General features: G+C 67.1%; 17 protein-coding genes. 11 read left to right on the forward strand and 6 right to left on the reverse strand.

Annotated elements, in window-relative coordinates:
• Positions 1 to 12: 12 nt before the first annotated feature.
• The 3 genes from ACLJOO_RS35360 to ACLJOO_RS35370 are packed head-to-tail and all read left to right on the forward strand — an operon-like array spanning position 13 to position 3254.
• Positions 13 to 456, forward strand: coding sequence for a helix-turn-helix transcriptional regulator (locus ACLJOO_RS35360; protein WP_410792030.1), 444 nt, complete (start codon positions 13 to 15; stop codon positions 454 to 456).
• A 10-nt stretch (positions 457 to 466) separates the two neighbouring features.
• Positions 467 to 877: a VOC family protein gene (locus ACLJOO_RS35365; RefSeq protein ID WP_410792031.1), complete on the forward strand. Its 411-nt coding sequence runs from the start codon at positions 467 to 469 to the stop codon at positions 875 to 877.
• Positions 878 to 896: 19 nt separating this feature from the next.
• Positions 897 to 3254, forward strand: a complete 2358-nt coding sequence (locus ACLJOO_RS35370) for an ATP-binding cassette domain-containing protein (protein ID WP_410792032.1) — start codon at positions 897 to 899, stop codon at positions 3252 to 3254.
• 2 nt (positions 3255 to 3256) lie between these two features.
• Here ACLJOO_RS35370 and ACLJOO_RS35375 read toward each other — a convergent pair whose 3' ends face one another.
• A complete protein-coding gene (locus tag ACLJOO_RS35375) occupies positions 3257 to 3997 on the reverse strand; it encodes an alpha/beta hydrolase family protein (protein ID WP_410792033.1) in 741 nt (246 codons plus the stop codon).
• A gap of 41 nt (positions 3998 to 4038) precedes the next feature.
• On the opposite strand from ACLJOO_RS35375, the gene ACLJOO_RS35380 reads away from it, so the two are divergent.
• The 3 genes from ACLJOO_RS35380 to ACLJOO_RS35390 all read left to right on the forward strand — a co-directional run bounded on the left by ACLJOO_RS35380 (position 4039) and on the right by ACLJOO_RS35390 (position 5509).
• Positions 4039 to 4335 carry a MerR family transcriptional regulator gene (locus ACLJOO_RS35380; protein ID WP_410792473.1) on the forward strand — a complete coding sequence of 99 codons (297 nt, stop codon included), beginning with the start codon at positions 4039 to 4041 and terminating at the stop codon, positions 4333 to 4335.
• Positions 4336 to 4426: 91 nt separating this feature from the next.
• Positions 4427 to 4771 (forward strand): VOC family protein, encoded by a 345-nt coding sequence (locus ACLJOO_RS35385; RefSeq protein WP_410792034.1) that lies wholly within the window; start codon positions 4427 to 4429, stop codon positions 4769 to 4771.
• 120 nt (positions 4772 to 4891) lie between these two features.
• Positions 4892 to 5509, forward strand: a complete 618-nt coding sequence (locus ACLJOO_RS35390) for an HAD family hydrolase (RefSeq protein WP_410792035.1) — start codon at positions 4892 to 4894, stop codon at positions 5507 to 5509.
• Between the two features lie 25 nt (positions 5510 to 5534).
• Here the strand turns inward: ACLJOO_RS35390 and ACLJOO_RS35395 are convergent, their stop codons facing one another.
• Entirely contained in the window at positions 5535 to 5960 is a 426-nt protein-coding gene (locus ACLJOO_RS35395; RefSeq protein ID WP_410792036.1) for an Ohr family peroxiredoxin, read from the reverse strand.
• Between the two features lie 88 nt (positions 5961 to 6048).
• On the opposite strand from ACLJOO_RS35395, the gene ACLJOO_RS35400 reads away from it, so the two are divergent.
• Positions 6049 to 6840 (forward strand): helix-turn-helix domain-containing protein, encoded by a 792-nt coding sequence (locus ACLJOO_RS35400; RefSeq protein WP_410792037.1) that lies wholly within the window; start codon positions 6049 to 6051, stop codon positions 6838 to 6840.
• Positions 6841 to 6848: 8 nt separating this feature from the next.
• Complete coding sequence (locus tag ACLJOO_RS35405; protein ID WP_410792038.1) at positions 6849 to 7139, forward strand: hypothetical protein; 291 nt, start codon at positions 6849 to 6851, stop codon at positions 7137 to 7139.
• 263 nt (positions 7140 to 7402) lie between these two features.
• Here ACLJOO_RS35405 and ACLJOO_RS35410 read toward each other — a convergent pair whose 3' ends face one another.
• Genes ACLJOO_RS35410 through ACLJOO_RS35420 form a run of 3 tightly spaced genes read right to left on the reverse strand, consistent with a single transcriptional unit; the run spans position 7403 to position 9903 of the window.
• Positions 7403 to 7855 (reverse strand): GNAT family N-acetyltransferase, encoded by a 453-nt coding sequence (locus ACLJOO_RS35410; RefSeq protein WP_410792039.1) that lies wholly within the window; start codon positions 7853 to 7855, stop codon positions 7403 to 7405.
• 13 nt (positions 7856 to 7868) lie between these two features.
• Positions 7869 to 9323: a dihydrolipoyl dehydrogenase family protein gene (locus tag ACLJOO_RS35415; protein ID WP_410792040.1), complete on the reverse strand. Its 1455-nt coding sequence runs from the start codon at positions 9321 to 9323 to the stop codon at positions 7869 to 7871.
• A gap of 1 nt (position 9324) precedes the next feature.
• Complete coding sequence (locus tag ACLJOO_RS35420; protein WP_410792041.1) at positions 9325 to 9903, reverse strand: hypothetical protein; 579 nt, start codon at positions 9901 to 9903, stop codon at positions 9325 to 9327.
• A gap of 135 nt (positions 9904 to 10038) precedes the next feature.
• Between ACLJOO_RS35420 and ACLJOO_RS35425 the strand changes: the two genes are divergently transcribed.
• Both ACLJOO_RS35425 and ACLJOO_RS35430 read left to right on the forward strand, forming a co-directional pair.
• Positions 10039 to 10611, forward strand: coding sequence for a TetR/AcrR family transcriptional regulator (locus ACLJOO_RS35425; protein WP_410792042.1), 573 nt, complete (start codon positions 10039 to 10041; stop codon positions 10609 to 10611).
• An 18-nt stretch (positions 10612 to 10629) separates the two neighbouring features.
• Entirely contained in the window at positions 10630 to 11376 is a 747-nt protein-coding gene (locus tag ACLJOO_RS35430; RefSeq protein WP_410792043.1) for an inositol monophosphatase family protein, read from the forward strand.
• A gap of 30 nt (positions 11377 to 11406) precedes the next feature.
• Here the strand turns inward: ACLJOO_RS35430 and ACLJOO_RS35435 are convergent, their stop codons facing one another.
• Positions 11407 to 11718 carry an EthD family reductase gene (locus ACLJOO_RS35435; protein ID WP_410792044.1) on the reverse strand — a complete coding sequence of 104 codons (312 nt, stop codon included), beginning with the start codon at positions 11716 to 11718 and terminating at the stop codon, positions 11407 to 11409.
• A 179-nt stretch (positions 11719 to 11897) separates the two neighbouring features.
• On the opposite strand from ACLJOO_RS35435, the gene ACLJOO_RS35440 reads away from it, so the two are divergent.
• On the forward strand, positions 11898 to 12800 hold the full coding sequence (locus ACLJOO_RS35440; protein WP_410792045.1) for a LysR family transcriptional regulator: 903 nt from the start codon (positions 11898 to 11900) through the stop codon (positions 12798 to 12800).
• The last annotated feature ends 12 nt before the right edge of the window (positions 12801 to 12812 follow it).

Genomic DNA, 12812 nt, shown 5'->3' on the forward strand with positions numbered 1-12812 from the left:
ACGATTCCGTTGATGGGGACCAGTACGACGGACGAGCAGCGCCTGCAGGACCTGGCGCGGCTGCGGCGTGTCAAGGACCGGATCGATCGGGAGTACGCGCAGCCACTGGACGTCGAGGCGCTCGCGCGGGGCGCGCACATGTCGTCGGGCCACCTGAGCCGCGAGTTCAAGCGCGCTTACGGAGAGTCGCCGTACGGCTATCTGATGACCCGGCGGATCGAGCGGGCGATGATGCTGCTGCGGCGCGGCGGGATGAGTGTCACCGACGTCTGCTTCGCGGTCGGCTGCCAGTCGCTGGGCACGTTCAGCACCCGATTCGCCGAGCTGGTCGGGATGCCGCCGAGCGTCTACAAGGAGAACGCCGGCGACGCCACGCTCGGCATCCCGTCGTGCGTGGCGAAACAGGTGACGCGACCGATCAGGAATCGAGAAGCATCTCCGTCGCCCGGCAGCTAGGTTGACGCCCATGGAGATCAAGATTCTCGCCAGCTTCCTGCCGCACACCGACCCTGAGGAGTCGCTGAAGTTCTACCGCGACATCCTCGGCTTCGAGGTCCGCACCGACGTCGGGTACGGCGGCATGCGCTGGCTCACCGTCGGCCCGGCCGGCCAGCCGGACACCGGGATCGTGCTCTGCCCGCCGTTCGCCGACCCCGGGATCACCGAGGACGAGCGCCGCACGATCGGCGAGATGATGGCGAAGGGCACGTACGCCACCGTGGTGCTCCAGACCGACGACATCGACGGCCTGTTCGAGCGGCTGCAGGCGACCGACGCCGAGGTGATCCAGGAACCGGTCGACCAGCCGTACGGCGTCCGCGACTGCGCGTTCCGCGACCCGGCCGGCAACCACATCCGGATCAACCAGGCTTCCTGAAACGACTCTGGGAGAAGACATGAGCCGCGAACACGTTGCCGACAGCCACGACCTGATCCGGGTGACCGGGGCTCGGGTGAACAACCTGAAGGACGTCAGCGTCGAGATCCCGAAGCGCCGGCTGACCGCCTTCACCGGGGTGTCCGGGTCGGGCAAGAGCTCGCTCGTGTTCGGCACCATCGCGGCCGAGTCGCAGCGGCTGATCAACGAGACGTACAGCGCGTTCGTCCAGGGCTTCATGCCGAACCAGGCCCGCCCGGAGGTCGACGTACTCGAGGGCCTGACCACCGCGATCATCGTCGACCAGGAGCGGATGGGCGCCAACCCGCGCTCCACGGTCGGTACGGCGACCGACGCGAACGCGATGCTCCGGATCCTGTTCAGCCGGATCGCGAAACCGCACGCCGGCCCGCCGACGGCGTACTCGTTCAACGTCCCGAAGCGGACCGCGACCGGGTCGATGACCGCCGACAAGGGCGCCGGGGAGAAGAAGGTCGTCCGCGAGGCTGTGTACGCCGGCGGCATGTGCCCGCGCTGCGAGGGCATGGGCTCGGTCACCGACTTCGACCTGACCGCGCTGTACGACGAGAACAAGTCGCTGAACGAGGGCGCGCTGACGATCCCCGGCTACAGCATGGACGGCTGGTACGGGCGGATCTTTCGCGGCGCCGGGTACTTCAACCCGGACAAGCCGATCAAGAAGTACACCAAGAAGGAACTGCACGACCTGCTGCACCGGGAAGCGACCAAGATCAAGGTCGAGGGCATCAACCTCACCTACACCGGCATCATCCCGGCGATCCAGCGGTCGTTCCTGTCCAAGGACGTCGACGCGATGCAGCCGCACATCCGCGCGTTCGTCGAGCGGGCCGTGACGTTCACGATCTGCCCCGACTGCAACGGGACCCGGCTCAGCGCCGAGGCGCGGGCGTCGAAGATCAAGGGCAAGAACATCGCGGACCTGTGCGCGATGCAGATCACCGACCTGGCCGCGTGGATCCGCGAGCTGAAGGAGCCGTCGGTCGCGCCGCTGCTGAAGGCGCTGGGCGACGCACTCGACTCGTTCGTCGACATCGGCCTCGGGTACCTGTCGCTCGAGCGTCCGGCCGGCACCCTGTCCGGCGGCGAGGCGCAGCGGACGAAGATGATCCGCCACCTCGGGTCGTCGCTGACCGACGTCACGTACGTGTTCGACGAGCCCACGATCGGCCTGCACCCGCACGACATCCAGCGGATGAACGAACTGTTGCTGCAGCTGCGCGACAAGGGCAACACCGTCCTCGTCGTGGAGCACAAGCCGGAGGCGATCGCGATCGCCGACCACGTGATCGACCTCGGTCCCGGCGCGGGCTCCGGTGGCGGCGAGGTGGTGTTCGAGGGGACGCTCGACAAGCTGCGTACCAGTGGCACGTTGACCGGGCGGCACCTGGACGACAAGGCCACGGTCAAGTCGTCCGTGCGGTCCGCCTCGGGTGCGCTGAAGGTCCGCGGCGCCTCGACGAACAACCTGCAGGACGTGGATGTCGACGTACCGCTCGGTGTCCTGGTGGTCGTGACCGGGGTCGCCGGGTCCGGGAAGAGTTCGCTGATCCAGGGGTCGGTCGCCGATCTCGAGGACGTGGTGGCGATCGATCAGGGCGCGATCCGCGGGTCGCGGCGGAGCAACCCCGCGACGTACACGGGGCTGCTGGAACCGATCCGGAAGGCGTTCGCGAAGGAGAACGGCGTGAAGCCGGCGCTGTTCAGCGCGAACTCCGAAGGCGCCTGCCCGGCGTGCAAGGGCGCAGGCGTGATCTACACCGAGCTCGGCGTGATGGCGACCGTCGAGGCACCATGTGAGGAGTGTGAAGGTCGTCGCTTCCAGGCGGCTGTGCTCGAGTACACGTTCGGTGGGAAGAACATCGCCGAGGTGCTCGCGATGCCGGTGTCGGAGGCGTTGCCGTACTTCGCCGAGGGGGACGCTCGCACCCCGGCGGCGGAGAAGATCCTGGAGCGGCTGGCCGACGTCGGGCTCGGGTACCTGTCGCTCGGTCAGCCGCTGACGACGCTGTCCGGCGGTGAGCGGCAGCGGTTGAAGCTGGCGACGCACATGGGGGAGAAGGGCGGCATCCTCGTCCTCGACGAGCCGACGACCGGCCTGCACCTGGCTGACGTCGAGCAGCTCCTCGCTCTGCTGGATCGCCTGGTCGACTCCGGCAAGTCGGTCATCGTCATCGAGCACCACCAGGCCGTCATGGCCCACGCCGACTGGATCATCGACCTCGGTCCCGGCGCCGGCCACGACGGCGGCAAGGTGGTGTTCGAAGGCACCCCGGCCAACCTGATCAAGAAGCCGAAGACACTGACCGGAAAGCATCTCGCGGAGTACGTCGCCTGACGCTACTTGGACTCGACGTCGGCACTCTTCCAGGCCGTGTCGTCGATCCCCAGCGCGTGCTGCAGGTACGCCAACGTCACGCGCCGAACCAGGTCGAGCCGTTCCGGACTCTCGTCGGTGGTCTCCCGGGCGTCGTACCCCGGGATACCGCCGAGCGAGTGCTCCCCGCCGGGCACCGTGAGCAGGCTCTTCGGGCCTGGGCTCAGGTGGTACGGATCCGTCATCCACTCCGGACCGCGGGTCGAGAGCGGTGAGTTGTCGTTGTCCCCGGCAACCACCAGCGCGGGCGTGCGCATGTGGTCGAACCGTGGGTTCATGAACGGGTAGTGCTCAGCGGCGTACGGCGTGAGGTCGCTCCCTCGTCCCGCGGTCGCGAGCAGCACGCCCGCCTTCACGCGTGGATCCGACAGGTCGGTCTCAGAGTCGCCCACTTGCAGCCCAAGCAGATTGCCCGCGGTCTGGCCGCCGAACGAATGGCCCGCCACCGCGATCCGGTCCCGGTCGATCGTGAGGGTCAGGGCCGCCTCGACGAGGCAGAACTGGTCGAGCACGCGCCGTACCTCGTCCACCCGCAAACGCCAGCCCCGCGGGTCCGCGTCGTGGGTGTGGTTCGGTTGCACGACGGCGAATCCGTGCGCGGCCCAGTAGTCCGTCAGCGGCCCGTAGGCCTCCATCGAGGAGCCATACCCGTGGGAGAACACCACCACGGCCAGCGCGCCGTCGCGCTCCGCCGGCGCCGTCACGCGCGCCTGCAGTTCGCCGCCGGTACTACGAGGAGCAGGAGCTGCTCGCGCCGGAACGCAGTACGAGCGGCCAGCGGCAGTACCCGGACGACGCGGTCGATCGCGTCGAGCTGATCCAGCAGCTGTACGCCGCCGGCCTGTCGAGCAAGGCGATCGTCTCGTTGCTGCCCTGCGTCGTCGACGGTGACGCCACGCCGGAGCTCCTCGACCGGCTCGCCGTCGAACGGGACCGGATCGACCGGCACATCGACGGCCTCGTGAGCGCGCGGAACCGGCTCTCCGCAGTGATGGCAGCCGCCGGGAAGAATCTGCGTACCGGCGAACGCTGCCGCAACTGATCAGGAATCGAGAAGCACCGGGCCGGGGTCCCGAAATAGCGTGAGAGTCACTGAACCACAGGGGTAAAAGCCCCCCGAAATTGGAGACGAAATGACTGGCACGCAAGGCGTCAACACGATCCTGCACCCCGTGACCGACCTCGAGAAGGCCAAGCCGGTGTACAACGCTCTGCTCGGGGTCGAGCCGATGGCCGACTCGCCGTACTACGTCGGGTACGAGGCCGAAGGCCAGCAGATCGGGCTGGTCCCGAACAGCGACATGACCTCCCCGATCGCGTACTGGCATGTGGCCGACATCGAGGCCAAGATCAAGGAGATCACCGAGGCCGGCGGCACGCTCAAGGACGCACCGAAGGACGTCGGCGCCGGGCGGCTCGTCGCCACCCTCACCGATCCCGACGGCAACGTTCTCGGCATTCTCCAGGACCCGTCTTGATCATGTGCCACGTCCCGGAGGAGTACCGCGCGGCGCTGTTCGGCGTACCGCACAAGCCGGAGGAGCCCGTCGACGAAATCCCGGTGTGCGCGGACGAGCAGCTAGGGCATGATCTGGTGCATGGGCGACCCGATCCGGCACGTGCTGTTCGACGCTGACGGCGTACTGCAGGATCTTCCCGGCGGTTGGTACGCGGCCATGGAGCCGTACCTGGGCGACCGGGCCCGAGACTTCCTCCACGAGACCTGGTCCGACGAGATGCCGATGCTCGCCGGGCGTGGTGACTATCTGCCGGTGCTCGCGGCGTCGCTGGAGAAGTACGGCGTGAGCACACCGGCGACCGAGGTGTACGACGCGGTGTGGAAGAACATCGTGCTGATCGAGGAGTCACTCGACATCGTGCGGACCCTGAAGCGGAACGGGTACGGCGTACACCTCGGCACCAACCAGGAGTGCTACCGCGGCGCGCACATGCGGGACGTCCTCGGGTACGACGACCTGTTCGATGTCAGCTGCTACTCGTACGACCTGGGCGTCGCGAAACCCGACCCGGCCTTCTTCACCCGCGCCGCGGAGCGCATCGGCGCCGACGTGGACTCGATCCTGTTCATCGACGACACCGCCAAGAACATCACCGGCGCCCGCACCGCCGGCCTCCACGCCGAACAATGGGACTTCACCCAAGGCCACTCCGTCCTCCACACCCTGTTCTCGCGACACGGCGTCGCGGCCGCCTAACCGAATCCACCTGCAACTGTGGTGGCTACTCGACGACGAGTTCGACAGGGATGTTGCCGTGGGTGGCGCGGGAGTACGGGCAGATGTTGTGGGCTGCTTCGATCAGTTTCCGGCCGGGTTCGCCTTGGAGGTGGTCGGGGAGTTCGATCCGGAGTACGGCGGCCAAGGTGAACCTCTGGCCGGTCGGTACGAGGCTGATCTCAGCGGTCACCGCGACGTCCTTGGCGTCGAGGTTCTGGGCTTGGCCGATGCGGTCGAGGACCGTGGAGAAGCAGGCGGCCCAGCCTGCGGCGAGCAGTTGTTCGGGGTTGAGGCCGTCGCCGGTGCCGCCGAGCTCCTTCGGCAGGGCGAGCTGGACATCCAGTTGCCCGTCGGCGGTGACGGCGCGGGCGTCGCGTCCGGACGAGGTCGCTGCGGCTGTGTACGTGGGGTTCAGCGTGGTGGGGTTCATGCGGACAACGATCCGGGGCGACAGGGGAGTGGCTCAATTACCTCTTTGTTAATGGATGCGCGGCGTGCGCCCGCCGTACGCTGATTGTGTGACCGTGCTGGAAGAGCCGCAGACCGTTGGGGAGATGCTCCGCTTCTGGCGGGTGCACCGTCGGTTGAGTCAGCTCGAGTTGGCACTCGATGCCGAGGTGTCGACCAAGCATCTGAGTTTCGTGGAGACGGGTCGCGCGCAACCGAGCCGACAACTGTTGGTCCATCTCTCGAACCATCTCGATCTGCCGCTGGCTGAGCAGAACCGGTTGCTGCTCGCGGGCGGGTTCGCGCCGCGGTACCTCGACGAGCCGTACCACTCCGACGCGATGCTCCCGCTCCGCGAACCGCTGCGCCAACTCCTCGATGCGCACATGCCGAACCCGGCGCTGATCGTCGACGGCCTCTGGAACCTGATCGACGCGAACGACGCCGCATCGCTGCTCTGGGAGGGCGTCGACCCCGAACTCCTGAAGCCGCCGATGAACATGCTGCGCCTGGCGCTTCACCCCGGCGGCCTACCCAGCATCTCGTCGATGACCGCGGCCTGCAGCGTCCCGCTCATCCACCAACTGAAACGCAAGAGCCGCGACACCGCCGACCAACCACTGGCAGACCTCCTCGAAGAACTCGAGCCCTACCTCCCCTCCGCACCACTCACCGGCGCGACCCAGCAGCCCATGGTCACCCTCGACCTCCAAACCCGCCTGGGCCCCGTCCGCCTCTTCACCCTGATAGCCACCATCGGAGCCCCCCTAGAAGTAACAGCCGCCAACCTAGCCATCGAAACCTTCCTCCCCACAGACAACACCAGCGCCCAACGCCTGCGCGCCCTGGCAGAACCGCAATGACTGCTGCCATGGATCAGGCCGTTCTGCGCACCGCTCGCGCCGCCCTCGTGGAACTCTGCGAATCCGGTTCACCGGTCGTACGCCCCGAAACCGTCGACAAAACCCTCGCGGTCGCCGTACGCCGCTGGCTGTCGCTCCACCGCCGGAGCGAACGCACCCAAGACATCAACACCCGCACCAACGACCTGGCCAAGGGCCTTCTCAACGCCTTCGAACCCGACCCCACGCTCGCCGGCCCCCTCAAATCCGACTACCACCACCTAGCCACAACCCTCGCCAACGTCTTCTCCACCGCGTAGCCGGATCTGAGGTTTCCGGAACGTTTTCGGCAGCAGGCGGCGAAAAAGTTCCGAATAGCCACGGTGCGAGCAGATCAACGGGTGGCGATCTCGGTTGCGGGCAACTCCACGCTCCTGGAACTCTGCACAGCTCCAGGAGCCGACGCCGCGACCGGGCGCCTCAGCCGTCCGTACGCCGACGTCGCGCGAATTGCCCGTACCGACGGAGGAACGCACCTTCAGCTCCCACCGGACAGATGATCACGCTCCTACGCGACGCGTATCTAGGCTCGGTGGCGTTGGAGGAGTTGGCGGGATGACTCGAAGCCGAGGCGCTCGTAGACAGGTACCGCCTTGCTGCCCGAGTGGACCGTTATGTGCAGGGCGCCGGCGTCCATTGCGTGGTCCGACGCGGCCTTCACGAGTGCTGACCCGATGCCTCGGCCTCGCGCATCCGGTAGGACGAAGACGCTCTGGATATCCGCGGACATCCGGCTCGTCGCCCCAGGTTTCGGAGGGCGTGCGACGAGCGCGACCCACGCCATGCCGACGAGCTCCGGCTGATCGAGCCGCGCGACATATGCTACGTGCGCGTCGTCACGAGCCGCCCACCACTGCCCGAACTCCGCCGCGAAAGCGTCGACCGCCCGCTCCTCCAGCTCCTCGTCACTGCTGTTCAACCACAGCAACCGCGCGAGCCCTGCAACATCATCTGCATCAGCCTGACTGATCCGCACGACCTGAAGTCTTTCATGGAACGAGATCCCAGTGCGGGCGGTCGGTTTCGAGCAGCCGGAGCCAGATCTCGCTGATCGTCGGGTACGCCGGGACCGCGTGCCAGAGGCGATCCAGCGGAACCTCACCGGCGATCGCTATCGTGGCCGCATGCAGCAGTTCGGCGACGTCGGGCCCGACCGCGGTGAAGCCGATCAGGATGTTGCGCTCGGCATCGACAACCATCCGTGCCTGACCTCGGTAGTCGTCGGCATGCAGCGCCGCCCCGGAGACCGCTCCGAGGTCGTAGTCGACGATCCGGATGTTCTTACCGGCAGCCGCTGCGGCTTCGGCAGACAGGCCGACCGCGGCGACTTCGGGATCGGTGAAGATCACCTGCGTCGCCGCACGCTCGTCGGCTGTGACCGCATGCCGTCCCCACGCACTCAGGTCGAGCTCCTCGCCACGAGCTCGTACGGCGATTGCGTCGCCCAGCGCGCGACCTTGGTACTTGCCGTGATGGGTGAGTAGGACACGCTTGTTCACATCGCCCGCGGCGTACAGCCAACCCTCGCCGACAGGATCACCGGCATCATCGACAACAGCGAGCGTGTCATCAACGCGCAGCCAGTCTCCCGGCGTGAGACCGACGTGATCCAAGCCGAGGTCTTTCGTGTTGGGCGTGCGTCCGGTCGCGACGAGAACCTCGTCAGCTTCTACAGCCGCGCCGTCGGAGAGAGTCAGATGTACGCCGTCCGCATCCCGACGAGCCTCATCGACCTCGACGTCCACGTGAAGTGAAACGCCCGCAGTACGGAGAGCGGCCGTCACATGTTCACTGGCGAACGGCTCCACCCCGGGCAGCAGCCGGCTCTGAGAAACGAGCGTCACCTGCGAACCGAGCGCACTGAAAGCGGTGGCCATCTCGGAGCCGACGACGCCGCCACCGATGATCGCCAACCTCGCCGGGATGTTCCGTACAGCGGCTGCCTCGCGACTCGTCCACGGTGCCACGTCGGCCAATCCGCGGATCGGCGGCACGTGGGCGCTGCTGCCGGTGGCGATCACGACCGCGTGACGTGCTTGCACGGTGATCGTCGTACCGTCGGTCTGGGTGACGGTGACGGTACGGGTCCCGGTGATGCGGCCGTGTCCGCGGACCAGGTTGATGCCGGCGTGGTTCAGCCACTCGACCTGGCCGGCATCGCTCCAGTTGGCCGCGAATCGGTCGCGTCGTGCGAGCACCGCGGCTGGGTCCAGTTCGCTGGTGACGGTTTGGCCGGCGGCCGGCAGTGCGCGAGCGGCTCGTACCGCCGCGGCGTCGCGGAGCAGGGCTTTGGTCGGCATGCAGGCCCAGTACGAGCACTCGCCGCCGACGAGTTCGTGTTCGACGATCGCCGCGGTCAGTCCGCCTTGCACCACGCGGTCGGCGACATTCTCACCGACCGGTCCGCCGCCGATGATCACGACGTCGAAGAGCGTCTCCGTCATGTCATTTCACCTTCGCGGCGAGGCGCTGCAGACGGATCGCGGAGATCAGGAAGAAGATGCCGCCCAGGATCGCGTACCCGGCAACGTTGGTGAGCGAGGCATTCGCGCCACCGGCCATCACGATGAAACTGCCGCCGGCGAGGACCGAGATGCCGCCGCTGAGAATCATCGCCCACTGACCACCGAGCCGGTAGCGCAGGATCGCGACGACCAACTGGACGATGCCCGCGGTGATCGCCCACGCGCCCCACACCCGCAGCACACTCGGGATCCCGGACCCGGCCGCGACGCCCAGCCCGATCGCGGTGAGCAGGCTCAACGCCATGTTGACGTAGAGCGGCGCCTTCGGGCGCGTCGTACCCGAGGAACGGAAGTCGATCACGGCCGCCGCGACGTCGAACAGCGGGTAGATCACCAGGAGAGCGGTTGCTCCCGGGTTGATCTTCTTGGCGATCGCCATCATCAGGACCGCCCAGACGATCGCGAACCCGAAGCGGACGTAGTACAGCGTGCGCAGCGCCTTCGTACTGTCGGCGGCGCCGGCCACCGGGCCGGCAGTGGCTGCATATGAACTGGACACCAGTTGCCTCTCATCTCACGTAGATAGAACGATCGGTACACCTGGAGCGTGCCGCACGCTGTCTCCCGTTGTCAAGACCGATCGTTCTATCTGCTAATCTCGGAGTACTTGAGGAGATCGGGAAGGAGAGGCGGTATGTCGGAAGCACGGTCGCGACTGCTCAGCACGGCCACTGGGCTCTTCTACGCCGAAGGCATTCGCGCTGTGGGCGTCGACCGCGTCATCTCCGAGGCGGAGGTGACACGCGCCACGCTCTACCGGCATTTCCCGAGCAAGGACGACCTGATCGTCGCGTACCTGACGCAGGCCGACGAGGCGATCCGGGCGCAGGTGAACACCGCGCGGGCGCAGGACGCGACCCCGGCCGACATCATTCGAGCGGTCAGCCGCTCCATCGCCGACGACATCCAGAGCGCCGGCTTCCGAGGCTGCGCCTTCCTCAACGCCGCCGCCGAGTACCCGGACCCGGCGTTCGCCGTACACCAGGCGGTCCTCAAACACCGTCAGTGGTTCCTGTGGACGATGGTCGAACTCTTCACCGGCCTCGGGAAGATTGACGCAGAACCCGCCGCCCGCCATTTCGTCATGCTCCGAGACGGGGCCATGGCCGCCGGCTGCCTGACTGACCCCAAACCCGTCTGCGAAACCTTCCTCCGCGGAATAGAAGGCCTCCTCACCTACCGCAGCCGCGAAGAACAGAAGGTCTAGCGCCGGGTGCTGTCAGGGATGGATGACGATCTTCAATTGGCGTTTGGTGTTGTGGGGTTGGCGGCTGAGGTTGCTGTTGGGTATTTCGGTGCTGGGGTCACGGCGACGTTGAAGGCTGACGGTACGCCGGTGACGGAGGCTGATCGGGCTGTCGAAGGGCTGCTTCGGGAGACGTTGTCGGCGGCTCGGCCCGGTGATGCGTTTCTGGGGGAGGAACTGGGGAAGCTGGGGGAGTCCGATCGGGTCTGGATTCTCGATCCGATCGATGGCACCAGGTTCTTCAGCGAGGGCGACCCGAACTGGCGGATCCAGATCGCTCTGGAGGTTCGCGGGGTCACCGAGCTCGCGGTCGTCGCGTCTCCCGCACTGGGGCGGTGTTGGTGGGCGACGCGAGGCGGCGGTGCGTTCGAGTCGTCCTGGCCGCGTGACGAGGCGCGCCGTCTGCAGGTCGGTACGACGGCGTCGCCGGAAAACGCCGTACTAGTTGCTCTGGACAACGGCTCCGGAGCACGCCTGCCCAACGCTCGTCCGCCGTCGAGCCCGCTGCCGTTGATCGAACTCGTTCACGGCGAGATCGACGCGTTTCTCGTCGAGCGCTACCACAAGTGGGACCACGCCCCGTGGATCCTGATCGTGGAAGAGGCCGGCGGCCGCTTCACGAACCCCGCCGGCGGCAACTCGGGCGACCAAGGCGGCGGCCTGTACTCGAACGCCGCCCTCCACAACCACCTACTCTCTGCCCTGCACTACCCATTCCATCGCTGACAGCGCACATCGGGGTGCAGCCGTCCTGCCTCAGCCGGCGCCGTCCTGCACTGGATAGTCGATGATGACCACACCGCCGGTGGCGTAGTTGACGACATCGGCGGACGCCCGCTGGCCTTGCGACGACGTCCGCGCCGCGGCCATGGCGGCGGCGTCAGCGAAGTCGCCTTCGAAGACCGCGAAATACGGCGTTTCTCCGTTGGTCGCCGCCACGTCGAAGCTGTAGCGCCACGCAAGCAGGCCGGGCATTTGCACGGCCAATGGAAGGTGGTTGGTCACGTAGTAGTCGCGGAAGTGGTCAGGGTCGGCGGGCTTGGGATACAGGACCAACAACTTATGCATGACTGCCTCCTGCATCGCTGGGTGCGGGACAGAGGGATTCGGGCGCCGACGGAGGTGGGTCCAGTACCGCGGTCAGTTGCATCGTCATATGCGCACGTTATGGCTTGATGTGCGGTCGAGGGAAAGACCGGTACGGGATAGACTCAGAACGAATCGTTATCAATCGGCAGGGAGGGTATGTGGCGCCGGATACGGTGAGCCTGCGGTACTTTCTGGTGCTGGCGCAGGAGTTGAATTTCACCCGCGCGGCCGCACGGATCGGTATCGCGCAGCCCGCACTCAGTGCCCGGATGCGCCGATTGGAGGCGGAACTCGGTACAGCCCTGCTGGTTCGCAGCACGCGTAGCGTCGTATTGACCACGGCCGGTGCGGCTTTGGCGGAGTCCGCGCCGCCCGCGCTGGCGGCGCTGGACCGGGCATGGGACACCGCCCGGAATGCGGGGGCCGGTGAACTGGGCACGCTGCGCATCGGATACAGCCTCAGCACGGGGGCCGAGACGGCACCGGCCCTGGTGGACAGGCTCATTCGCAGCAGCCCGGGACTCGAGGTCGGCGCGGTCCCGATGGCGACACCGGAGATCTCCCCGGCGGTGGCCGAAGGCCGCATCGATGCGGGGATCACCCGCGGTGAACAGCCTGGTCGTGGCGTGCGCCGGTTCCTGCTGCGGCGTCAGCGCGTCGGGGTCCAATTGGCACAGCATCATCCGCTGGCGGAACACCCGGAGATCGAGATCGCCGATGCGGCCGCGTATCCGCTGCGACTCCCCGACCGTGCGGCCAACCCCGTGATCCACGATCAGCTGTCCGCACTGTTCCGCGACACCTGGCCAGCCCCCCGATTCCACACGCTCGCAGTCTCTTTCGACATGTCTCAGCGCGACCTGCGCGACGGGCTCACCCTCGCCCCGGCCGGAGAAGCCGCGGCCACGGCACCACCGGCCGGTATCACCTGGCGACCGCTGCAGGGCGCACCCACCTTGACGATCCACCTGGTCCTCCCGCGCGTGCAGTCACCACTACACCGCCGCGTCCGCACCGTCGCCAAAACCCTGGCACACGAGCTGCACTGGCTGCCGGACTGACGCGCAGCAGGT

Source organism: Kribbella sp. C-35 (assembly GCF_046549195.1).
Lineage (GTDB): Bacteria > Actinomycetota > Actinomycetes > Propionibacteriales > Kribbellaceae > Kribbella.

Bases quoted from the DNA above. Each gene is read 5' to 3' on its own strand.
- ACLJOO_RS35385 (WP_410792034.1), top strand. From the start codon at position 4,427: ATGACTGGCACGCAAGGCGTCAACACGATCCTGCACCCCGTGACCGAC.
- ACLJOO_RS35415 (WP_410792040.1), bottom strand. From the start codon at position 9,323: ATGACGGAGACGCTCTTCGACGTCGTGATCATCGGCGGCGGACCGGTC.
- ACLJOO_RS35360 (WP_410792030.1), top strand. From the start codon at position 13: ATGGGGACCAGTACGACGGACGAGCAGCGCCTGCAGGACCTGGCGCGG.
- ACLJOO_RS35365 (WP_410792031.1), top strand. From the start codon at position 467: ATGGAGATCAAGATTCTCGCCAGCTTCCTGCCGCACACCGACCCTGAG.
- ACLJOO_RS35370 (WP_410792032.1), top strand. From the start codon at position 897: ATGAGCCGCGAACACGTTGCCGACAGCCACGACCTGATCCGGGTGACC.
- ACLJOO_RS35395 (WP_410792036.1), bottom strand. From the start codon at position 5,960: ATGAACCCCACCACGCTGAACCCCACGTACACAGCCGCAGCGACCTCG.
- ACLJOO_RS35425 (WP_410792042.1), top strand. From the start codon at position 10,039: ATGTCGGAAGCACGGTCGCGACTGCTCAGCACGGCCACTGGGCTCTTC.
- ACLJOO_RS35430 (WP_410792043.1), top strand. From the start codon at position 10,630: ATGGATGACGATCTTCAATTGGCGTTTGGTGTTGTGGGGTTGGCGGCT.
- ACLJOO_RS35435 (WP_410792044.1), bottom strand. From the start codon at position 11,718: ATGCATAAGTTGTTGGTCCTGTATCCCAAGCCCGCCGACCCTGACCAC.
- ACLJOO_RS35390 (WP_410792035.1), top strand. From the start codon at position 4,892: ATGGGCGACCCGATCCGGCACGTGCTGTTCGACGCTGACGGCGTACTG.
- ACLJOO_RS35405 (WP_410792038.1), top strand. From the start codon at position 6,849: ATGGATCAGGCCGTTCTGCGCACCGCTCGCGCCGCCCTCGTGGAACTC.